This window comes from Variovorax paradoxus, from assembly GCF_024734665.1.
In the GTDB taxonomy this organism is placed as follows: Bacteria; Pseudomonadota; Gammaproteobacteria; order Burkholderiales; family Burkholderiaceae_C; genus Variovorax.
The window spans coordinates 476,823-497,954 of record NZ_CP102931.1; the positions used below are offsets into that span (position 1 = coordinate 476,823).

Sequence of the window (21,132 nt, forward strand, 5' to 3'; positions counted from 1 at the left end):
GGCGAACTACTCGGCTTCATCGGGCCGAACGGTGCGGGCAAATCGACCACCATCAAGATCCTCTCGGGCATCCTGCGGCCCGACGGCGGGCGCGTGGAAGTCGACGGGCGCGACCCGTTTGCAGACCGCGAGCGCCACGTGGCGCGCATCGGCGTGGTCTTCGGCCAGCGCACGCAGCTGTGGTGGGACCTCCCGGTGGGCGACGGCTTCGACCTGCTGCGCGACATCTACCGCGTGGACCCGGTGCGCTACCGCCGCACGCGCGACGAACTGGTCGCGCTGCTGCATCTGGAGCGCGTGCTCGACCAGCCGGTGCGCCAGCTCTCGCTGGGCCAGCGCATGCGCGCCGAAATCGCGGCGGCGCTGTTGCACGAACCTGACATTCTTTTTCTCGACGAGCCGACCATCGGGCTCGATGCGCCGTCGAAACTCGCCGTGCGCGACTTCGTGCGCCGCGCCAACCGCGAGCGCGGCACCACCGTGCTGCTGACCACGCACGACATGCATGACATCGAGGCGCTGGCCCGCCGCGTGATCGTCATCGGCCACGGCCGCGTGCTGGCCGACAGCCCGGTGGAGGCGCTGCGCGCGCAGGTGATGGCCGAGCGCCGGCTGGTGGTCGACTTTGCGCAGGACGCGGTGCTGCCGTCGCAGGTGGCCGGAGCGAAGGTGCACTCGCGCGACGGCCAGACGCTGGTGCTGGACTTCGACCCCGCGGTGACCACCGCTCCGGCATTGATCGCGCGCATCGCGGCAGAGCATGCGGTGGAGGACATCCGCCTCGAAGGCCTGGCCATCGAGGCCGTCATCGCGCGCTTCTATGCCATGCATGGAGCGGCCGAAGCGTGACGGCGACCAGCCCGCGCGATCTTGCGCGGCCCTACTTCGCGGCCTTCGCGTCGCGCTTCCTGCAGATGCTGCAGTACCGCACCGCCGCGCTCGCGGGCTTTGCGACGCAGTGCTGGTGGGGCGGAATCAAGGTGATGGTGTTCGCGGCCTTCTATGGCGGGACGGCCATTGCGGGCGCGGGTTCGCCTATGTCGCTCGCACAGGCCATCACCTACACTTGGCTCGCGCAGGGACTATTGGTGCTGCTGCCGTGGCTCGGCGATCCGGAGGTGGCGCAGGCAGTGCGCACCGGCGCGGTGGCCTACGATCGGCTGCGCCCCGTGGACGCCTACGCGCTGTGGTTCGCGCGCAGCGCCGGCTGGATCGCCGCGCGTGTGCTACCCCGCATGGCGTTGATGGCTGCCTTTGCTGCGGTCGCGTTGCCGTTGATGGGGTTGGGCGATTGGGCCTGGCAACTGCCCGCGAGTGCGGCGGCGGGTGTCGCATTTTTGTTGTCGGTGCTGCTCGCGCTGCTGCTTTCGACTGCGATGGTGATGCTGCTCAATGTGGCGATCACGGCGGCACTGAACGAGCGCGGCATCAGCGCCATGGCGACTCCCGTGGTCATCGTGCTCTCGGGCAATCTGCTGCCGCTCGCGTTGCTGCCGGACGCCTGGCAGACCGCGTTGCTGATCCAACCGTTGGCTGGGCTGATGGACATTCCGGCGCGGCTGTACTTCGGGCAGTTGAGCGGCTGGCATGCGCTGGGCGGGTTGGGGCTGCAGTGCTTCTGGATCGTCACGCTGGTCACGTTAGGTCGCCTCGCGATGGGGCGGACCATGCGCAGTCTGCAGATCCAGGGTGGCTAGGGTGGACGCTTGTCTTTTGATTTGCTGCATTGTTTTCGGGGAGTACCCGGTGTCATTCGCACGCGCCCCGAACACAAGCCACTGAGATGCGCTCGCTACCTCTTTTCTTCCGACTGGTCCGCACCTCCATCGCAGCCCAGGCCCGCTACCCGGCTTCGGCACTGATGCTGACGCTAGGCCAGTTCCTCGGTTCCGGCATCGAGGTGATCGCCGTCTGGGCGCTGTTCCATCGCTTCGGTGAAGTGCAGGGCTGGCACATCGGCGAGGTGGCGTTGTTCTACGGGCTGGTGAACTGCATGTTCGCGCTGGCCGATGCGCTGGGCCGCGGCTTCGACGTGCTCGGCACGGAGTTCCTGCGCACAGGTGCCTTCGACCGCCTGCTGCTGCGCCCCCGTTCGCTCGCGCTGCAACTGATGGGCAACGACTTCCGTATCAGCCGCGCAGGGCGCCTGCTGCAGGGTGTGGCGGTGATCGTGTTCGCCACGCATCAGGCGGCCATCGCATGGACTCCGGCCACGGTGACGATCGCGCTGTTCGCCATTGCCGGCGGCATCGCGCTGTTCCTGGGCATCCTCGTGCTGCAGGGCACGCTGTCGTTCTGGACCGTCGAGAGCCTGGAGATCGCCAATGTGCTGACTTATGGCGGTGTGCAGGCGGCGCAGTACCCGTTGGCGCTGTATGCGCAGTGGTTCCGCCGCGTGCTGACCTTCATCGTGCCGCTGGCCTGCGTGGCTTATTACCCGGTGCTGGCAATTCTGGGCAAGGCCGATCCGCTGGGGGCGCCCGGGTGGGTAGGCATGGTGTCGCCGCTCGCAGGATTCGTGTTTCTCGCGGCGGCTTTCGGGGCTTGGCGCTTCGGGTTGCGCCACTACGCGTCGACGGGCAGCTAGCGCGCCATCAACCGGCGCTCTGCAGCGCCAACCCCGCATGCTCCCGCAGCGGATGAAAGTGAATCTTCGGAAACCGCTCCTGCGCCAGCCGCACGTCGTACGGCGAAGTGCACAGGAAGGCCAGCGTATCGGCCGCGTCCTTGGCCATGCGCACCGGGTACGCGTTGACGAACTCGCGCAGCTCGGCTGGGGTGTCAGCCGTGATCCAGCGTGCGCCGGTGTACTGGCAACCTTCGAGCCGCACGTCGGCGTCGTACTCGGCCTTCAGGCGGTGCTGCACCACTTCGAATTGAAGCTGGCCGACCGCGCCCAGCAGCATCGGGCCACCCACTTCGGGGCGGAACACCTGAATCGCGCCTTCTTCGCCGAGCTGGGCCAGGCCCTGCTGCAGCTGCTTGGTGCGCAGCGGGTTCTTCAAGATCACCGTCATGAACAGCTCGGGCGCGAAGAAGGGCAGCCCGGTGAACTGCAGGCTCGCGCCATCGGTGATGGTGTCGCCCAGCTGCACGCCGCCGTGCGTGGTGAAGCCCACGATGTCGCCCGCGTAGGCCTCTTCGACCGCCTCGCGGCGCTGGCTCATGAAGGTCACGACGCTGGTGGGGCGCAGTTCCTTCGAGGTGCGCTGCACCTTGAGCTTCATGCCCGGCGTGTACTTGCCCGAGGCCATGCGCACGAAGGCGATGCGGTCGCGGTGGTTGGCGTCCATGTTGGCCTGCACCTTGAAGACTACGCCCGCGAAGTCCTTGTCCTCGGGCTGGATCTCCTTGACCACCGGCTGGCGGTTGACCATGGTGGTGCTGATGCGCGACTGCGGTGAAGGCGCCAGGTCGACCAGTGCGTCGAGCACTTCCATCACACCGAAGTTGTTCACGCCGGAGCCGAAGAACACGGGCGTCTGCTTGCCGGCCAGGAAGGCTTCGCGGTCCCAGGTGGGCGATGCGCCGGTGGCCAGCTCCATGCTGTCCATGGCAGTCTCGAAGTCGGCGCCGAAGCGCTTGGTGAGCGTGTCGCGCTCGCTCAGCGGAATGGTTTCGAAGTCTTGCGGCAGCCGTTCGCTGCCCGACTCGAACACCGTCATCGCCTGCGTGCGCAGGTTCATGATCCCGCGGAAGGTCTTGCCCTGGCCCACGGGCCAGGTCATGGGCACGCAGGGCATGCCGAGCTCGCGCTCCACCTCGTCGAGGATGTCCAGCGGCTCGCGCACTTCACGGTCCATCTTGTTGACGAAGGTGATGATGGGCGTGTCGCGCTGGCGGCAAACCTCGATCAGCCGCCGCGTCTGCGCTTCCACGCCGTTGGCCGCGTCGATCACCATCAGCGCCGAGTCGACGGCCGTGAGCACGCGGTACGTGTCTTCCGAGAAGTCCTTGTGGCCGGGCGTGTCGAGCAGGTTGATCACGTGGTCGCGGTACAGCATCTGCATGACCGACGAGGCCACCGAGATGCCGCGCTGCTTTTCGATTTCCATCCAGTCGGAGGTGGCATGGCGCGAGGCCTTGCGCGCCTTCACCGAACCGGCGATCTGGATCGCGCCGGAGAAAAGCAGCAGCTTTTCGGTCAGCGTGGTCTTGCCGGCGTCAGGGTGGGAAATGATCGCGAAGGTGCGGCGGCGGCGGGTTTCGGCAACAAAAGACAAGGTGGGCAATCTGCGGGGGAATGCCGCGATTTTAGAAGGTCGCCCCGTGGCAGCCCCGGCCGAGGGGCAGACAGCGTCAATCCCGGATGCCGCTCCAGCGGTATGCGCGGGCCGAGTTCGTCGAAAAGAACTTCGTCTTCGCCTGCCCGGTCTTGTCCCGCATGAACCACAGGGCCGAGCCCAGAATGTCGCGAAACGGGGCCGCGCGCAGGCTGTTGGGCCAGTCGCTGCCGAACAGGCACCGGTCTTCGCCGAACAGTTCCCACAGGGTGTCCAGGCGGTTGCGGGCCTGTGCCGAGTCGCTCGCGTTCAAGGGAATCTGGGAGATCTTCGCGAACACCCCAGGGTGCGCCGCCAGCGCCCGCAGGTTGTGCAGGAAGGTCTGTTCCTGATGAGTCGGGATAACGGCGCCGGGCAGGTGGTCGACCACGATCCTCAGTTCCGGCACCTGGTGGGCGATCTCCAGCAGGGCCTCGATCAGCCGTGCATCGGGGTTGGCGCTGTCGAGGCTGCGGCCGCTCTTGGCCAGCGCGCGCAGGCCGTCGATGAACGCGGGGCTTCGAACATCTTCGCGCAGGTCGCGATCCCAGAGGTTGCCGCACCGGATGCCGAGGAACAGCGGCTCGGCCGCCAGCCGTTCCAGCGTGGGGAGAAAGTCGCCCGCGCCGGGCAGCAGGTTGCCGACGAAGCCGAGCATCCTGGCGTCGTCGCGCAGCGTTTCCAGCAGCCAGAAATTGTCGTCATGCCAAGGGCTGGCTTCGACGGCGATGGCACCGGTGACGCCGTGCTTCTTCGACACGGCGAAGTAGTCCGCAGGGAGCGTGGGCCGATGGATCGCATCGCCCTTCGGAGGCCACGGAATGCCTTGCGGGCGGCGAGGGTCGAACAGGTGAATGTGCGAATCGACGATCGGTCCGGTGTAGATGCCCGAACCCGCGGCGGGCGCTTCCAGCCAGAGCTCGGGCGTCATTGCAGATTGACGAACATGCCGCCATCCACCAGCAGCGCGGCGCCCGTGACATAGCGGGCCATGTCCGACGCCAGAAAGACGACCGGGCCCGCGATGTCCTCGGGCGCGCCCAGCCGGCCCAGCGTGGTGCGCCGGATCATGTAGGCGCGCTTTTCCTCGTCGGCCAGGTCTTCCTGGTTGATGTCGGTGGCGATGGTGCCTGGCAGCACGGTGTTGCATCTGATGCCGTACGGCCCGAGCGCGATGGCGCAGGACTGCATCAGCGAGTGCAGCCCTGCCTTGGTCGGTGTGTAGTGCGTCTGCATGCCACCCCCGACCAGCGCGCTGATGGAGCTCACGGCGATGATGGCGCCGCCGTTGCCCTGCTTCTTCATCTGGTTGGCGGCGGCCTGGACTGCGAAGTAGGCTCCGTTCAGGTTGGTGTCGACCGTGCGCAGGTAGGTCTCGCGGGGCATGTCGAGAAAGGAATGGAAGGGGCAGATGCCGGCGTTGTTGACGAACACGTCCACGCTCCCGAAGGCGTCGAGCGCCGCCGCGACCAGCCTGCCGCCGGTGTCCAGGTCGGCGGCATCGCTGCCCACTTCGATGCCGTGGCCGCCGAAGCCGGAGATTTCCTCCATCAGCGAGAAGGCGGCCGTGCGGCCCTGGGCACTGCCGCTGTGCCCTATGACGACGCGCGCTCCCTGGCGCGCGCATTCCAGCGCCACGGCGCGGCCGATGCCGCGCGAGGCGCCGGTCACGATCACGGTCTTGTCGGCAAGCAGCATGTGCGGTGCTCCTTCAGGTGGGTGATTCGGGCGAAAAGGCGAAGACCGGCAGCAGCTCGACGCTGACGGGGGAATGATCGGGGTGGGTCTGCATGATGTCCGCCATGTAGGCCCACCAGCGCTGCATCACGGGCGAATGGGGCAGCGCTTCGAGCAGGTCGTCGCGCCGGTAGTGCATGACACCGTAGAGCGCGCCGTCCGTCTCGTCGAGAAAGATGCGGTAGTCCTCGATGCCGGCCTCCTGCAGCAACGCTGCCAGCTCGGGCCACAAGGCATCGTGCCGGCGACGGTATTCCACCGCCTGGCCCGGGTTCAGCTGGAGCCTGAAAGATCGCACGGGCATCGCTTGAGCACCTCAATGGCTGTAGGGCCGCTCCAGCAAGCATTCCGGATTCAGGCGCACCCCGAAGCCCGGCTTGTCGAGCTGGTTCACCGACATTCGCCCCTGCTGCGGAATCGGTTCGTCGAGCAGCAACGGGTTGAACATCGGCACCACCTCATCGGCCTTGGGCGCCATCATCAGGAACTCGGCAAACGGGCTGTTGTGCCGCGTGATGACGAAGTGATAGCTGTAGACCGACGAGCCGTGCGGCACCACCAGCGCACCATGCGCGTCGGCCAGCGCGGAGATCTTGATCAACTCCGTGAGGCCGCCGCACCAGTTCACGTCGGGCTGGATGATGTCGCAGCATCCCATCTCGAGGAGCAGGCGGAAGCCCCAGCGCGTGGCCTCGTGCTCGCCGGTCGAGACCATCATGCCGGCGGGCATGTTCTTGCGCAGCGCCGCATAGCCCCAATAGTCGTCCGGCGGCAGCGCCTCTTCGATCCACTTGAGCTTGAAGTCGGCGGCAGCGTGCGCCAGCCGCGTGGCGTAGTTGAGGTCCAGGCTCATCCAGCAGTCGTACATCAGCCAGAAGTCGGGGCCGACCTGCTCGCGCATGTGGGCCAGCTTCTCGAGGTTGCGCCGCAGGCCTTCCTCGCCTTCGGCCGGGCCGTGCTGCAGCGGCAGCTTGCCGCCGATGAACCCCATCTGCTTGGCGAGGTCCGGGCGCGCGCCGGTGGCATAGAACTGCAGTTCGTTGCGCACGGCGCCGCCGAGCAACTGGTGCACCGGCTCCTGGCGCAGCTTGCCCATCAGGTCCCAGAGCGCGAGGTCGACCGCGGAGAGCGTGTTCAGCACGATGCCCTTGCGGCCGTAGTAGAGGGTCGACTGGTACATCTGGTCCCAGATCTTCTCGACGTCGGTGACGCGGGCGCCTTCGATGAAGCGCGCCAGGTGCTTCTCCACGATGAAGGCCCCCGGCTCGCCGCCGGTCGTGACCGCGAAGCCCACGGTGCCGTCGCTCGCCTCGACTTCCACCACCAGCGTGCCGAGCACGTTGATGCCGAAGCTGCGGCGGCTCTGGCGGTATTCGGGGTACTTGCTCATCGGCGTCGAGATGTGATCGTCGATCCAGTGCCCGTCGGACTGGTCGTGGTAGTCGGCCCCGCCTCCACGCAAGGTGTAGGCGCGAACCTGTTTGATGGTCTGGGAAGTCATGGGCAGCACCTTTCTTCCGGGGTCAATGCGCCCAGCGCAGAACCATCGCGTCGAGGTTGCGGGCGATTTCGATCAGCCCGGCTTCGGTCGCGGGATGCAGCGCGGGGATCGGATGCCGCGCCATGTCGCAGCGGATGATTCCGCCGGCCTTCATCAATGCCTTGCTGGCCAGCAGGCCGCATTGCCGGTTCTCGTAGTTGATGAGGGGCAGCCATCGCTCGTAGCCGCGCATCGCCTGTTCGCGGTTCCCCGCGAGGTAGTCGCGAATGATCGGTTGCAGGCCGTCGGGATAGCCGGCGCCCAGGATGCCGCCAGTCGCACCGGCTTCCAGGTCGGCGAACAGCGTGATGGCCTCCTCGCCGTCCCACGGTCCCTCGATGGCATCGCCGCCCAGGCGGATCAGCTCGCGCAGCTTGCCGGCCGACTGCGCCACCTCGATCTTGAAATAGCAGACCGCCGGCACGTCGTGCGCCAGCTGCGCCAGAAAGGCAGCGGACAGCGGCGTGCCGCTCATCGGGGCGTCCTGCAACATGATCGGTATGTCGAGGCCGTCGGCCACGCGCCGGTAGAACTCCCCCACCCCGGACTCGCTGGCCCGGATGGTGGCCCCGTGGTACGGCGGCATGATCATGACCATGGCCGCTCCGGCCTGCGCGGCGCGTTTGCTGCGCTCGGCGCAGATCTGGGAACTGAAGTGGCTGGTGGTCGCGATGACCGGCACGCGTCCGGCCACATGCTCGAAGATCGTGGCGGTGAGAATTTCCCTCTCGCGGTCCGACAGGGCGAATTGCTCCGAATAATTGGCCAATATGCACAGCCCGTCGGCGCCCGCTTCGATGATGAAATCGATGCAGCGCTTCTGGCCGTCGAGATCGAGTTCGCCCCGCTCGTCGAAAATCGTCGGGGCGACCGAAAATGCGCCGGTATACCGCGCCTTGCGCTGTCCGGAGCGCATCATTGCAGCCACCCGAGGGACGCCGCCGCCTTGACCGCCTCGGGAATGATCAATTTCTCGTGTGGCTCGAAGATCGGTCTTGGCAGATCGCTCGGCTTGTAAAAACCCGAAGGTGTGCTGCTCGTCAATTTGCCGCTGCGGTAGCGCGTGATATAGAGCAGCGACAGGTAATGCCCCCGCTTGGATTCGCTGAATTCAAGGATCTTGATGAATTGGGGCCCGTCGGCTACCACGCCTGATCCCAATTCGTCCTTGCACAGCCGTTCCCAGGCGTTGTCGATGGATTCATTGAAATTGTGCATGACACCGGGGTTGTGCCATTGCCCTGCGAAGGGCTCGTCGGGCTGCCTCTCTTTGCTCGGCCGCTGGGTCAGCCAGACATTGCCGTCTTCATCGAAGATCACCAGTTCGGTGGATATTTTCTTGTAGGTCTTTACAAATTCCTCGTAAAGCCGCTGCGGCAATACCCTCGCTCCTACGTCGGAGCGAATTCTTTGCAAGATGGAAATTTCTTCATCTATCAGTGCTTCATTCCAAGACATTTTCATTCATCCTGTGACGTAGGGTTAAAGAAGGTCTCCTCTGTGGCACCCCGTTTGCGAATGGCGGTAATCGAATTATTCTTCGTAATGAAATAGGTTTAAAGGGCCTGTTTTGCTTGAAATAACCGCAACATTATTTAGCAACATATATGCCATGTGCTGCACCGCAGCAGAGCAAATGAATGACGCCTGAGTGACGTAAATCAATTGCCACATCGGGCTGAAAAGTTATGTCACCTCGATCTTTCTCATTTCATTCTCTGGATCGAATAGGGGGCAGGTGGCTCTACTTTTTCGGCGGCCGGGACAACCCGGTTTCATCCAGGCGAGGCGCTGTTCGGGGTACCGCGCGTGCAGGCTTCGCGTGCGCCGGGTGCGCTCTTTTCCTGCACCAAAACACGACCTGAAGCTGTATTGCGGGGCTTGCACTGCACCGGGAAAAGCAGGCACCCGGGTGTGCGGCAGTGCTCATTCGCCGCATGCCGGCAGCATTGGCTCCGACGCGGCATTCGCGTCGCGCCGCTTGGGTCGGCCGGGAATGGGCTTGGCCAGCAGGGCTTGCGGCCCGTCGCGCCGGTAGTCCGCGACCCAGCGAAACACCGTCCGGCGATTCAGGCCGTAGACCAGCGCGACCTGGGCCACGCTGCACCCTTCGTTCACGGCTGCAACCGCCCGTTGCCGCAGGGTCTGCAGCAGTCGGTGGTCCAGGCTGCGGGCGTCAAACTTGGCATTCATGATCGACAGCCTTGCGCAAGGCGGTGGATCGGAGCGCGCCCCAGATACCCAGGCTCTGCAGCACGAGCAGTGCGGCGAACGGGAGCGAGACCGACAGGTTGGTGCCGACCGGAAGATGGCCGACCAGCGCGGAGCTGGCACCGGCGCAGATCATCATTCCGCAGCCCAGCAGGCTCGCGGTGGCACCGGCCCGGTCGGGGTACAGCGTCATGGTCAGTGCCACGACGTTGGAGAACAGCAGGCCCTGGCCGAAGTTCGTCAGCATCACACCGGCCAGCAGGCTCGGCAGTACCAGCGAGCCGGGTGTGCAGAGCATCGCGAAGATGCCCAGCACGCAGGCGGCGAGGCCGGCCAGCATCAGGGTGCGGCCGCTCACGGTGCGGATGAGCGTGCGGTTGAGCAGCGTGCCGGCGAGGTAGCAGATGCCCGCGAGCAGTGCGGTGGTGCCGAAGTAGGAGGGGCTTTGCTTCAGCCGATCCTGGATGACGAAGGGGCCGATGATGTTCCAGATCAGGAAGACCGACAGGCTGCATCCGAGCGCCAGCGTCGCCGACAGGAACCGCGGGTTGCCCAGGATCAGCACATAGCCGCCGAGCGACTGGCGCAGGGTCTTGCGCCGGCTGGGTGCGAGCGACTCCTGCAGCCTGAAGCTGAGCGCCAGCAGCAGCGCGCTGTAGCCCGCATACAGCGCGAAGTTCCAGCGCCAGCCCGCGTACTGCTCGATCAGGCCGCCGATGAAAGGCGCCAGCACCGGGCCCAGGCCCCAGGCAAGGCTGAGGTAGACCACCGCCACATAGAAGCGCTCGCCATGGATGTTGTCCACCAGCAGCGCACGCGCCACCACCTGGCAGGCGCCGATGGCAAAGCCCTGCATCGCCCGGCCGATGAGCAGCTGCGTGATGTCGCCGGCCAGCATCGCGACAAGGCTCCCCGCAATGAAGAGCCCCAGGCCCGGCAGGATGGCCGGCAGCCTGCCGCGCCCGTCGGCGATCAGGCCGAAGAAAAGCTGGCCCAGCGCGTAGGCGATCAGCGTGATCGAGATGCTTCCCTGCATCACGATCGCACTGACCCCGAACTCGCGCCCGATGGAGGGCATGCTGGGTGCGTAGAGGTCGATCGCGATGCCGCTGACGCTGTTCAGCAGCGGCGCGATGACGATGACGAAGTTCTCGTAGGACCTCGCCTGCTGTTGCTGCGTGGATGCCGGGTTCATGGCCGTTCCTCCTCGGTAAAGAGTGCGGGGCCCGGGGCCGGGTCGCGACCGCCGGGCTGATGTCTGGCATGCCTGGCGCGCGCGCTTTTCACGGCGACGGCCTGCCCAGATAGAGTTCCCGCACCTGCGGGTCGTGCATGAGCGAGCGGGCCGCACCGGAGAGCGCGACGGTGCCCATCGACAGGATGTAGGCGCGGTCCGAGATGCGCAGGGCCTCCATGGCGTTCTGCTCGACCATCAGGATCGTGACGGCCTCCTTGCGGCGGATCTCCGCGATGGCCTCGAAGACCTCCTGCAGCATCTTGGGCGAGAGCCCGGCCGAAGGTTCGTCGAGCAGCAGGATGTGGGGCCGCGGCATGAGCGCGCGCGCCAGCGCCAGGATCTGCCGCTCGCCGCCCGACAGCGAAGCTGCACGCGCGCCGAACTTGCGCCCGAGCATCGGGTACAGCGCGCAAAGCTCGCGCATGCGCTGCTCGCACTGCGTGTTGCCCAGGTAGTGGCCGCCGACCAGCATGTTCTCGCGCACCGTCAGCGCGCTGAAGACGTTCTCTGTCTGCGGCACGAAGCCGAGGCCGCAGCGGCGGATCTTGTCGTGCGCCGGCATCCTCGAAACGTCCTGGCCCTCGAGCAGCACCGCGCCGCTGCGCGGCGGCACGAAGCCGGCAATGCTCTTGAGCAGCGTGGACTTGCCGCAGCCGTTCGGCCCGAGCAGCGTCACGATCTCCGCCCTTGCGGCGTGCAGCGTGATGCCCTTGAGGATGTCCACCTCGGCCGTGTAGCCGGCGACGACTTGCTTGACCTCGATCATGGGAGCGCCTCCTCGAGTTCGGGCTCCTCGGCGCGCCCGAGGTACGCGCGCACCACTTCCTCGTTGCGCACGAGTTCGTCGGGACGGCAGTCGGCGACGATGCGCCCCCGGTCCAGCACGACGCAGCGCGTGCAGACCTCGCGGATGAACTGCATGTCGTGCTCGACGATCAGCATCGTCATGCCCTGGGCATTGAGGGCCTGCAAGGCGAGCACGATGTCGCGCCGCAGGTTGGGGTGCACGCCCGCCGTCGGTTCGTCGAGGATCAGCAGCCGGGGCTGCGCCATCAGCGCGCACACGATGCCAAGCAGCTTCTTCTGCCCGCCGGACAGCGCGGCCGCCGGCAGGTCGCGCACGGGGGCCAGCAGCAGCTGGTCGAGCAACTCCCCGGCTTTCTTCAGCGCGGCCTGCTCGGTGCGGCGCGCCGCTGCGCTGCGCGTCAGCGTGGCCCAGATGCCGTGGTGCGCGGTGGCGGCCGCAACGGCCACTTCGAGCACCGACATCTTGCGCGGCATCGACGGTAGCTGAAAGGTGCGCCCGATGCCCGCCGCGACCACGCGGTGAACCGGCAGCCCGTCGATGCGATTGCCGGCCAGGCGGATCGCACCCCGGTCGATCGTCTCGAAGCCGTTGATGGTGTTGAGCAGCGTGCTCTTGCCCGACCCGTTGGGTCCGAGCAGGCCGACGATTTCGCCGGATGCGACGTTGAAGCTCACGTCCTGCAGCACGTGATTGCCGCTGAAGGCCTTGGCGACGGCCTTCACGTCGAGCAAAGCGGAATTGGATGCAGTGCTCATGGCATCTTCCGGATCTTTTCCGGCACCAGCCCCTCGCTGCGCCACATCAGGCAGGCCAGCAGGATGAGCCCGATGAGGCCCAGGCGCAGCGCGCCGGCCTGGTCCGAGCCGAAGCCCAGCACCTGCCTGGCGAAGGGCGCCAGCACGTTCGCCGCCTGGACCAACAGCACGCCGATGAGCACTCCGGCTGTGCTGCCGACGCCGCCGATCATCAGCATGGTCCACAGCAGGAAGGTCTCCGCGGGGAGCATGTAGTCGGGGCTCACGAAGCTCATGTAGTGGGCATAGAGCGAGCCTCCGAGCGCCGTGATGGCGGCGCCGGCCATGAGGGTGCGCGACTTGAGCGAGCGCAGGTCGTAGCCCATGCAGGCCGCGAGTTGCGGCTCCTCCCGCATGAGCCGCAAGGCACGGCCGAACCGGCCATTGCCCAGCCGACGGCACAAGAGGGCGCACACCGTGACAACGATCGCGACCAGTCCGAGGAAAGCCAGTCCGCTCCATGGCCTGCCCAGGCCGTCGAAGAGCGAGGGAATGGCGCTGATGCCGTTGGCGCCGCCCGTGAGCCAGTCCTCGTTGGTCGCCGCGGTGCGCAGGATCTCGGCGATCGCCAGCGTGGCGATGCCCCAGTAGTCGCTGGCCAGCTTGTTGCCGATGCGCGCGATGCACCAGCCCAGCGCCATGGCCGCGAGCACGCCGAGGGCGGCCCCTGCCAGCGGCGGCCATCCGAGCGAGAAGGCGATGCCCGTTGCGTAAGCGCCCAGTCCGGCGAAGGCGATCTGGCCGAAGTTCATGAGGCCCGCATAGCCCGCCTGCAGATTCAGGCCCAGCGCCATGAGCGCGTAGATGCCCGCGACGGTCAGCGAGAAGACGAGAAAGTCAAACACGGCGCACCTCGCGGTCGAACAGCCCGTAGGGCTTGAACAGCAGCGCCAGCAGCAGGATGAGGAAGGAGGCTGCGTTGATGTAGGTCACAGGCAGAAACTTCATGTCCACGCCGAAGAGAAAGCCGAAGTTGAGATTGGTGACGGCGGTCTCGGTCACCGCGATGAGCAGCGCGCCTGCAATGGCGCCCATCGGGTTGCCCAGGCCGCCCAGGATGGCCGCGGCGAAGACCGGCAGCAGCAGATCGTTGCCCAGGTTGATGTGAGCCCCCGTCGACAGCGACAGCATGCTGCCCCCCAGGCCCGCCACCATGCCGCTCGTGAAGCTCACGAGAAAGGTGATGCGCTCCGCGTTCAGCCCCGATGCATTGGCCAGTGCGGCGTTGTTGGTGAGCGCGCGCATGGCGCGGCCCAGCCGGGTGTAGAACAGCAGCAGCGTCACCAGCACCAGCAGCACCACCGTCGTGCAGACGAAGTAGAACTGCGTGTACGAGATGTGGGCGCCGGCGATGGTCAGCGGTGCCGTATGGCCGAGCTTGAACATGCGCGGAAACGAACCCGCCAGGCCCTGCATCAACGCGATGGCGAGCATGGAAACCGCCAGCGAGCCGACCATGGAAATGGACGGTCCCGCCCGCAGCAGCCGGCGGAAGACCAGCAGGTGCAGGCCCAGCGCCAGAATGCCCGTGACCACGCTGGCGATCAGCAGCGAGCCGATCAGCGGCGCGCCCGCGGCATGCAGCGCATAGCTCGCGTAGGCCCCGAACATCGCGTACTGCACGTGGGCGATGTTCGGGAACTTGACCAGCCCGTAGAGCATGCTCAATCCGAGCGTGACCAGTGCGAGGTCCGCTGTGCGCAGGAGGGCGTCGATCAGGAACTGGAACATGTCAGCAGCCTTGTGCGGTGTGCGGCTTGATCAGCGCTGCGCGATCTTTCCGTTTTCGTACTTGAGCCGGTCGTAGGGCGGGTTGAGCCGCTGCCGGTTGGCATCGAAGCTGATGACGCCGGTGACGCCGGCGTACGACTGCCCGATCTCCTTGAGGGCTGCCTGGATGGCGGCCGCATCGACCGACTTGGCCTTCTCCATCGCGGCCGCGGTCATCAGCACGGCGTCGTAGCCATAGCCTGTGTAGGCGGTCTTGAAGCCTTCCTTGTATTTCGCCGCGAAGGCTTCGGCATAGGCCTTGCCCGCCGGGCCCTGCACCGAGCCGAGCTCCATGCCGAGTTGCCCGTTCGCGATCTCGGGCGGCGTGTCCGACACGCACATGCTCAGGAGAATGGCATACCAGGGCGTCTTGCGCAGGCCCAGGTCGTGCGCTTCGCGGTTGATCACCGCGGCTTCCTGGCCGTAGGCGGTGTAGACGAAGGCGTCCGGGCTGCTGCGCGACATCTGTTCGAGCTCGCGGCGATAGGTGGACTGCCCCGCGGCATAGAGAACCTCGGTGACGACCTTGCCGCCCAGCTTCTCGAAGGCCTCCTTGTAGCCCTGCAGCACGCCCTGGCCGTAGGCATTGTTGGGCGCGATCACGGCAACCTTTCGGTAGCCCAGCGCATAGGTGTCGGAGGCCGAGAAGCTGTTGGCGTAGTTCTCCAGCCCGAGCAGCCCGAACGAGGTGGGACCGAGGTCCTTCAGCTTGATGCTGCTGCTGTTGATGTTGAGGTGCGTGACGCCTTCCTTGACCAGGTACTGCCCCACGGGCAGCGTGATGCTCGAGGAGTATTCGCCCATCACCACGGGCACCTTGTCCACACCGACCAGCTTGCGCGCCGCGTTGAGCGCCGTCGTCGCGTTGCCGCCCGAGTCCTCGACGAGCACGTTGAACTTCTTGCCGAGCACGCCGCCCTTGGCATTCACCTGGTCGACGCCCAGCATGATGCCGCGGCGCACGTCCTCGCCGATGGTGGCGCTCGCACCCGTGAGGGAGAGCACCGCGCCGACGTTGACCGTGCCCTGGGCCAGGGCTGCGGAAGAGCCGGCCCCGAGCAGCAGCGCGGCGAGAAGACTGGACGAAAACTGTTTGATCACGGCGTACTCCAGGTTTTGAAAAGAATCGGAAAAGGGCGCGATGGCGCGGGCCACCTACACGTGCCCTGCATACAGCCGCACCACGCTGCGCTGGATGAACTGGACGATGTCTTCCATGCGGTGCGCCACGTGGCCGCTGATGACGTCGCGGCACAGCGGCGCGTCGCGCAGCAGCAGGGCATCGAGCAGCGCCAGGTGTTCTTCTTCCATGGCCTTGCTCTTGCCTTCGAGATCGCTCCAGCGGAAGTAGTGGATGCGGGCGTTGACGGCCTGCAGCGACTTCGCGATCTCCCGGTTGCCGGAGAGCCGGGCAATCGACAGGTGAAACTGCTCGTCCGCTTCCAGCAACTGGTAGGTGGACATCGCGGCCGTGTGCTGCATCACGTCGATCCATGCGTCGCGCGCCTGAACGATGTCGTCATGCGTCGCGCGCTGCAGCGCCAGATTGACCGACGCCAGCTCGATGGCCCCGCGCAGCTCGTAGAGGTCGAAGACCTCCTGCCGTTCGAGTTGCCGTCCGTAGAAGCCGCGGTTGGGCACCAGCGTGAGCATGTTCTCGGCCACCAGGCGGTGCAGTGCCTCGCGCAGGGGCGTGCGGCTCACGTCCAGCTCCTCCGCCAGTTCGCCTTCGTTCACGCGTTCGCCGGGCTTGATCCGGTAGACGATGACCATCTCCTTCAGGCGCTTGTGAACGTCGTTGACGGTCATGCCGGCGCGGCGCAAGGTGCGCGGCAGGGTGCTCAGGACGGCTTCGGATCTGCGATTCATGGCACGTAAGAATGAGAAGTCAGACTTCGAACAGGCGTCCGAAGCGGGGAAGGGAATCGCGCACTCCGGCCAGGCGCAGCGCGTGCCATGCCATGGCGCAGTTGCTCGAGACCACGGGCTTGCCGAGCTCTTCCTCGACCTCGCGTGTCAGGTTGGCCATGCGCAGGCTGGTGCAGGCGACGAACACCGCATCCACGTCAGACTCGGCGCCGGCCGCAAGAATCGCCGCGCGCAGCGATGCGCGGTCGATGCGCGCCACCTCGCTGTCGTTGGCATGGTTGAAGGTCGCGATGCGCGGCACCTCGATGCCACCGGCCTCGATGTGCTGCTTGAACACCTCGTTGATCGAATGCACGTAGGGCGTGATCAGCGCGGTCCTGCGCACGCCCAGCGCATGAAGGCCGGCCATGGCGGCAGTGATCGGCGTGGTGCAGGCCACGCCCGGGCGTGCGTCGCGAATCTGTGCGAACACCTTGTCCTCGCCGATCACGATCGAGCCCGAGGTGCAGCCGAAGGCGACCACGTCGAGCTCCACGTCGGGCACGATGAGCCGCGTGGCCGGCGTGATGTGCGCCTCCATCCGCGCGAGCGAGGCCAGGCCGATGTCGGCCGGGCTCGGCAGGCGTGCCTCGAAGTACGCCACGCCGGGCAGCTGCATGATCTGGCGCCACTCGTGCTCGATGGTCTGGTCGGTCTCCAGCACCACCAGGCCGATGGCGGCTCGCGCCATCACGCCTTCGTCCATTTCGAACGGCAGGATCGTGTAGTTCTCGCCCAGGGTCGCTGTGTGGTTCATCGCAAGGTCATTCCCGTGATGTCGATGGCCGGCGTGCGGCCGTTCATGATGTCGGTCACGATCTGTGCCGTGCCGCAGGCCATGGTCCAGCCCATGTGGCCGTGGCCGGTGTTGAGGTACAGGTTGTCGTGCCGGCTCTTGCCCAGGATGGGCGTGCCCTCGGGGGTCATCGGACGCAGGCCGGCCCAGAAGTCGGGCTTGTCGTAGTCCGCGCCATCGGGGAACAGCTGCCGGGCCGCGCGCAGCATCGGGCCGAAGTCCGCCGGTGCATGCCGCGTGTCGTAGCCGCTGAATTCCGCCGTGGCGGTGAAGCGCAGGCGGTCGCCGAAACGGGCCCAGGCCACGAGGTTGTTCTCGTCGACGCCGGCCAGCGAAGGGGGGCGGTGCCGCGTGTCGGTCGGGAAGGTGACCGAGTAGCCCTTGACCGGGTAGATCGGCAGCCGGTAGCCGAGCGGGCGCGCGGCAATGGGCGAGTAGCTGCCCATGGCCAGCACGTAGTCGTCGGCGGCAATGGCGCCCTGGTTGGTGTGCACGGCGCGGATGCGGCTGGCATCGGCCTCGATGCGCTGGATGTTCGCATCCATCACGAAGGTCACGCCCGCAGCGCGGCAGCGTTCGGTGAGGGCCCGCGTGAACATGCGCGCATCGCCGCTCTCGTCGCTCGGGCAATAGATGGCGCCGGCAATGTGTGGGCGCGCGTCTGCGAGCGCGGGTTCCTGCGCCACCACGCCGTCGCCGTCCAGCAGCTCCAGCCGCATGCCGCCGTCGGCCAGGATCTGCATGTTCGCCTTGCCGCGTGCGAACGAGGCTTCGTCGCGGTACAGGTACAGCGCGCCGCGGCTGATGCGTTCGTACGCCAGGTCCTGCGCGGTCGTCAGCTGCTGCAGCAGACTCTGCGAGTAGCGGCACAGCACCAGCTTGCGGCTGGTGTTGAGGCGCGAGCGCTCGGCCGTGCAGTTCTGCATGAACTTCCACAGCCACGTCCACATGCGCGGATCGGGGTTGAGCTTCAGGCGCAGCGCCTGGCTGTCGTCGCGCAGCGAGCGCCAGAGAATGCCCGGCGCCCGTGGCGACGCCCACGTGTAGGAGTGCCCCGGTGCCACCATGCCCGCATTCGCATAGCTGGTTTCCGCGGCAGGCAGCGGTTGGCGGTCGATCACCGTCACCTGCCGCCCCTGCGCGGCAAGATACCAGGCGGTAGCAACACCCGCCACGCCGGCGCCGAGGACCACGGTATGCATTGCGGGTGCTCCGTCAGACGGCTGCGATGACGCCGATCTCGACCGTGTAGGGCGGGAAGGCCAGTGCCGATTCGACGCAGGCACGCGCAGGGGCGTGGCCTTCCGGAACCCATGCATCCCACACCGTGTTCATCTCGGCGAAGGTCTTGTGGTCGGCAAGCCAGATCGTGGCCTGCACGATGCGCGTCTTGTCGCTGCCTGCTTCTTTCAGCAAGGCATCGATCTTGGCGACGATCTGTGCGGTCTGGCCTGCGACGTCGGCGGTGGTGTCGCCCGCCACCTGGCCTGCGAGAAAGACGAAGCCATTGGCGATCACGGCCTGGCTCATGCGTGCGTTGGTCTGGAGTCTCTGTATGGGCATTGCGAGTCTGTCCTTGGATGGGATGTGCAAAGTGAATTCACTTGCTTATTCACTTGCACACAAAAACCATGCCAAATTTGCCGCGCCGGAAGTAGTGCCACCGCCTGTGGGAATCGCGTGCAGGAGGAAGCCAGCCATGCGAAACGACTCGCTGAATGGCATTACTTTTTGCGAGAGGTGACGGATCGCGATCGGGGGGCGCGCATGCACCGTCGGTCGTGCACTCGCATCCTGCGGAATGCACCAGGGGAGCACCTTTTGAGTGCTCCTGTCAGGTCAATCGCGCTGCGTCGAGCAGCATCGCGACGAGGCTTTCTTGTCTTGCGCGAGGTGCCGAGATTTTTTTCGAGGAAGTAGAGCCATGCATCGATGCGCGTCACCTGAATGCGCATTCGCTCGCTGCGACTTCGGTGTTGACACTACTTTTCAACGCGTCGATTCACGCCGTCGCACAGGCCGGTTTTGGCATGCTTTTTGTAGGTGTGCACACATCTGAATCAACAAGTGAGTTCAACCTGCCATGATTCTGATTACCGGCGGCGCCGGCTTCATTGGCGCCAATTTCGTACTCGACTGGATCGCCAACGGCGACGAGCCGGTCGTGAACCTCGACAAGCTGACCTACGCAGGCAACCTCGAGACACTCGCGTCGCTCAAGAACAACCCGAGGCACATCTTCGTGCAGGGCGACATCGGCGACAGCGCTTTGGTCGACCGCCTGCTGGCCGAGCACAAGCCGCGTGCAGTCGTGAACTTTGCCGCCGAATCGCACGTGGACCGCTCCATCCACGGCCCCGAAGACTTCGTGCAGACCAACGTGCTGGGCACCTTCCGCCTGCTCGAATCCGTGCGCGGCCACTGGAGCGCGCTGCCGGCCGAGCAGAAGACCGCCTTCCGCTTCCTGCACGTGTCCACCGACGAGGTCTACGGCTCGCTCTCCAAGACCGACCCCGCCTTCACCGAAGAGAACAAGTACGAACCCAACAGCCCCTACTCGGCCAGCAAGGCCGCCAGCGACCACCTCGTGCGCGCCTGGCACCACACCTACGGCCTGCCGGTGCTGACCACCAACTGCTCCAACAACTACGGCCCCTTCCACTTTCCCGAGAAGCTCATCCCGCTGATGATCGTCAACGCGCTGGCCGGCAAGAGCCTGCCCGTGTACGGCGACGGCATGCAGGTGCGCGACTGGCTCTACGTGAAGGACCACTGCAGCGCCATCCGCCGCGTGCTCGAAGCCGGCAAGCTCGGTGAGACCTACAACGTGGGCGGCTGGAACGAGAAGCCCAACATCGAGATCGTCAACACCGTGTGTGCGCTGCTCGACGAGCTGCGCCCCAGGGCTGACGGCAAGCCCTACAAGGAACAGATCACCTACGTCACCGACCGCCCCGGCCACGACCGCCGCTACGCCATCGACGCGCGCAAGCTCGAGGCCGAGCTCGGCTGGAAGCCCGCCGAGACCTTCGACACCGGCATCCGCAAGACCGTCGAGTGGTATCTGGCCAATGGCGAGTGGGTGCGCAATGTGCAAAGCGGCGCCTACCGCGAGTGGGTCGAGAAGCAATACGACGCAGCACCTGCGAAGGCCGCGGCATGAAGTTGCTGCTGCTGGGCAAGGGCGGACAGGTCGGCTGGGAGCTGCAGCGCAGCCTGGCGCCCCTGGGTGAACTGGTCGCGCTCGACTTCGACAGCACCGATTTCAACGCCGACTTCAGCCGCCCCGAGCAACTGGCCGAGACAGTATTGAAGGTTCGCCCCGACGTGATCGTCAATGCGGCGGCGCATACGGCCGTCGACAAGGCCGAGAGCGAGCCCGAGTTTGCGCGCAAGCTCAACGCCACCTCGCCGGGAATCGTGGCCGAGGCGGCCCAGCAGATCGGTGCGCTGATGGTGCATTACTCCACCGACTACGTCTTCGACGGCAGCGGCACCAGGCCCTGGAAGGAAGCCGATGCGACCGGCCCGCTCAGCGTGTACGGGCGCACCAAGCTCGAAGGCGAGCAACTGGTGGCGCAGAACTGCGCCAAGCACCTGATCTTCCGCACCAGCTGGGTGTACGCCGCGCGCGGCGGCAACTTCGCCAAGACGATGCTACGGCTGGCGAAGGAGCGCGACAAGCTGACCGTCATCGACGACCAGTTTGGCGCGCCCACGGGTGCGGAGCTGCTGGCCGACGTGACGGCGCATGCCATCCGGGCGACGCTGCAGGACCCTGGGAAGGCGGGGCTGTATCACGCGATTGCCGGCGGTGAAACGACATGGCATGGCTACGCGCGCTTCGTGCTCGAGCAAGCCAAGGCGGCGGGTGTTGAACTCAAAGCCGGGCCGGAGGCCGTCGAGGCCGTGCCGACCAGCGCCTTCCCGACCCCGGCCAAGCGCCCGCACAACTCGCGCCTGGACACCACCAAGCTGCAGGCCACGTTCGGCCTGCGCCTGCCGCCCTGGCAGGAAGGCGTCGCGCGCATGCTGCGCGAGACGCTCTGAAGAGTGAATTCACACGAGA

The 21,132-nt window shown here is 66.1% G+C and carries 22 protein-coding genes and 1 pseudogene; 5 read left to right on the forward strand and 18 right to left on the reverse strand.

Annotated features, from left to right (window positions below; translation table 11 throughout):
- The 3 genes and pseudogenes from NWF24_RS02205 to NWF24_RS02215 form a co-directional block, all read left to right on the forward strand.
- Nucleotides 1-849, forward strand: a pseudogene (locus NWF24_RS02205) (ABC transporter ATP-binding protein); the annotation flags it as partial.
- 65 nt (nt 850-914) lie between these two features.
- Nucleotides 915-1,697: an ABC transporter permease gene (locus NWF24_RS02210; RefSeq protein WP_258355224.1), complete on the forward strand. Its 783-nt coding sequence runs from the start codon at nt 915-917 to the stop codon at nt 1,695-1,697.
- An 86-nt stretch (nt 1,698-1,783) separates the two neighbouring features.
- Nucleotides 1,784-2,587, forward strand: a complete 804-nt coding sequence (locus NWF24_RS02215) for an ABC transporter permease (RefSeq protein ID WP_258352796.1) — start codon at nt 1,784-1,786, stop codon at nt 2,585-2,587.
- A 7-nt stretch (nt 2,588-2,594) separates the two neighbouring features.
- Here the strand turns inward: NWF24_RS02215 and NWF24_RS02220 are convergent, their stop codons facing one another.
- From NWF24_RS02220 to NWF24_RS02305, 18 genes are all read right to left on the reverse strand, one after another.
- Complete coding sequence (locus NWF24_RS02220) at nt 2,595-4,223, reverse strand: peptide chain release factor 3 (protein WP_258352797.1); 1,629 nt, start codon at nt 4,221-4,223, stop codon at nt 2,595-2,597.
- A 76-nt stretch (nt 4,224-4,299) separates the two neighbouring features.
- Nucleotides 4,300-5,193 (reverse strand): amidohydrolase family protein, encoded by an 894-nt coding sequence (locus NWF24_RS02225; protein ID WP_258352798.1) that lies wholly within the window; start codon nt 5,191-5,193, stop codon nt 4,300-4,302.
- The gene (locus NWF24_RS02230; protein WP_258352799.1) at nt 5,190-5,960 is read right to left on the reverse strand and encodes an SDR family NAD(P)-dependent oxidoreductase; all 771 of its coding nucleotides are present in this window, start codon (nt 5,958-5,960) and stop codon (nt 5,190-5,192) included. The genes NWF24_RS02225 and NWF24_RS02230 overlap by 4 nt, the downstream gene beginning before the upstream one ends.
- 13 nt (nt 5,961-5,973) lie before the next feature.
- Nucleotides 5,974-6,303 (reverse strand): L-rhamnose mutarotase, encoded by a 330-nt coding sequence (locus NWF24_RS02235; RefSeq protein WP_258352800.1) that lies wholly within the window; start codon nt 6,301-6,303, stop codon nt 5,974-5,976.
- Nucleotides 6,304-6,315: 12 nt separating this feature from the next.
- Nucleotides 6,316-7,500 (reverse strand): L-rhamnonate dehydratase, encoded by a 1,185-nt coding sequence (gene rhmD / locus NWF24_RS02240; RefSeq protein WP_258352801.1) that lies wholly within the window; start codon nt 7,498-7,500, stop codon nt 6,316-6,318.
- A 22-nt stretch (nt 7,501-7,522) separates the two neighbouring features.
- Nucleotides 7,523-8,458, reverse strand: coding sequence for a dihydrodipicolinate synthase family protein (locus NWF24_RS02245; RefSeq protein ID WP_258352802.1), 936 nt, complete (start codon nt 8,456-8,458; stop codon nt 7,523-7,525).
- Complete coding sequence (locus NWF24_RS02250; protein ID WP_258352803.1) at nt 8,455-8,997, reverse strand: NUDIX hydrolase; 543 nt, start codon at nt 8,995-8,997, stop codon at nt 8,455-8,457. Before NWF24_RS02250 ends, NWF24_RS02245 begins: the two co-directional genes overlap by 4 nt.
- A 468-nt stretch (nt 8,998-9,465) precedes the next feature.
- Complete coding sequence (locus NWF24_RS02255) at nt 9,466-9,732, reverse strand: helix-turn-helix domain-containing protein (protein WP_258352804.1); 267 nt, start codon at nt 9,730-9,732, stop codon at nt 9,466-9,468.
- Complete coding sequence (locus NWF24_RS02260) at nt 9,716-10,945, reverse strand: multidrug effflux MFS transporter (protein ID WP_258352805.1); 1,230 nt, start codon at nt 10,943-10,945, stop codon at nt 9,716-9,718. The genes NWF24_RS02255 and NWF24_RS02260 overlap by 17 nt, the downstream gene beginning before the upstream one ends.
- 88 nt (nt 10,946-11,033) lie before the next feature.
- Nucleotides 11,034-11,753 (reverse strand): ABC transporter ATP-binding protein, encoded by a 720-nt coding sequence (locus NWF24_RS02265; protein WP_258352806.1) that lies wholly within the window; start codon nt 11,751-11,753, stop codon nt 11,034-11,036.
- Nucleotides 11,750-12,550, reverse strand: a complete 801-nt coding sequence (locus NWF24_RS02270) for an ABC transporter ATP-binding protein (RefSeq protein ID WP_258352807.1) — start codon at nt 12,548-12,550, stop codon at nt 11,750-11,752. Before NWF24_RS02270 ends, NWF24_RS02265 begins: the two co-directional genes overlap by 4 nt.
- On the reverse strand, nt 12,547-13,434 hold the full coding sequence (locus NWF24_RS02275; protein WP_258352808.1) for a branched-chain amino acid ABC transporter permease: 888 nt from the start codon (nt 13,432-13,434) through the stop codon (nt 12,547-12,549). The genes NWF24_RS02270 and NWF24_RS02275 overlap by 4 nt, the downstream gene beginning before the upstream one ends.
- Nucleotides 13,427-14,320 (reverse strand): branched-chain amino acid ABC transporter permease, encoded by an 894-nt coding sequence (locus NWF24_RS02280; protein ID WP_258352809.1) that lies wholly within the window; start codon nt 14,318-14,320, stop codon nt 13,427-13,429. The genes NWF24_RS02275 and NWF24_RS02280 overlap by 8 nt, the downstream gene beginning before the upstream one ends.
- 30 nt (nt 14,321-14,350) lie before the next feature.
- Nucleotides 14,351-15,457 (reverse strand): ABC transporter substrate-binding protein, encoded by a 1,107-nt coding sequence (locus NWF24_RS02285; RefSeq protein ID WP_258355225.1) that lies wholly within the window; start codon nt 15,455-15,457, stop codon nt 14,351-14,353.
- A 57-nt stretch (nt 15,458-15,514) separates the two neighbouring features.
- Nucleotides 15,515-16,228, reverse strand: coding sequence for a GntR family transcriptional regulator (locus NWF24_RS02290; protein WP_258352810.1), 714 nt, complete (start codon nt 16,226-16,228; stop codon nt 15,515-15,517).
- Nucleotides 16,229-16,247: 19 nt separating this feature from the next.
- On the reverse strand, nt 16,248-17,024 hold the full coding sequence (locus NWF24_RS02295; RefSeq protein ID WP_258352811.1) for a maleate cis-trans isomerase family protein: 777 nt from the start codon (nt 17,022-17,024) through the stop codon (nt 16,248-16,250).
- Nucleotides 17,021-18,265, reverse strand: coding sequence for a D-amino acid dehydrogenase (locus tag NWF24_RS02300; RefSeq protein WP_258352812.1), 1,245 nt, complete (start codon nt 18,263-18,265; stop codon nt 17,021-17,023). Before NWF24_RS02300 ends, NWF24_RS02295 begins: the two co-directional genes overlap by 4 nt.
- Before the next feature lie 13 nt (nt 18,266-18,278).
- Nucleotides 18,279-18,626 (reverse strand): RidA family protein, encoded by a 348-nt coding sequence (locus NWF24_RS02305; RefSeq protein WP_258352813.1) that lies wholly within the window; start codon nt 18,624-18,626, stop codon nt 18,279-18,281.
- Nucleotides 18,627-19,146: 520 nt separating this feature from the next.
- On the opposite strand from NWF24_RS02305, the gene rfbB reads away from it, so the two are divergent.
- Entirely contained in the window at nt 19,147-20,226 is a 1,080-nt protein-coding gene (rfbB, locus tag NWF24_RS02310) for a dTDP-glucose 4,6-dehydratase (RefSeq protein WP_258352814.1), read from the forward strand.
- The gene (gene rfbD / locus NWF24_RS02315) at nt 20,223-21,113 is read left to right on the forward strand and encodes a dTDP-4-dehydrorhamnose reductase (protein WP_258352815.1); all 891 of its coding nucleotides are present in this window, start codon (nt 20,223-20,225) and stop codon (nt 21,111-21,113) included. The genes rfbB and rfbD overlap by 4 nt, the downstream gene beginning before the upstream one ends.
- The last annotated feature ends 19 nt before the right edge of the window (nt 21,114-21,132 follow it).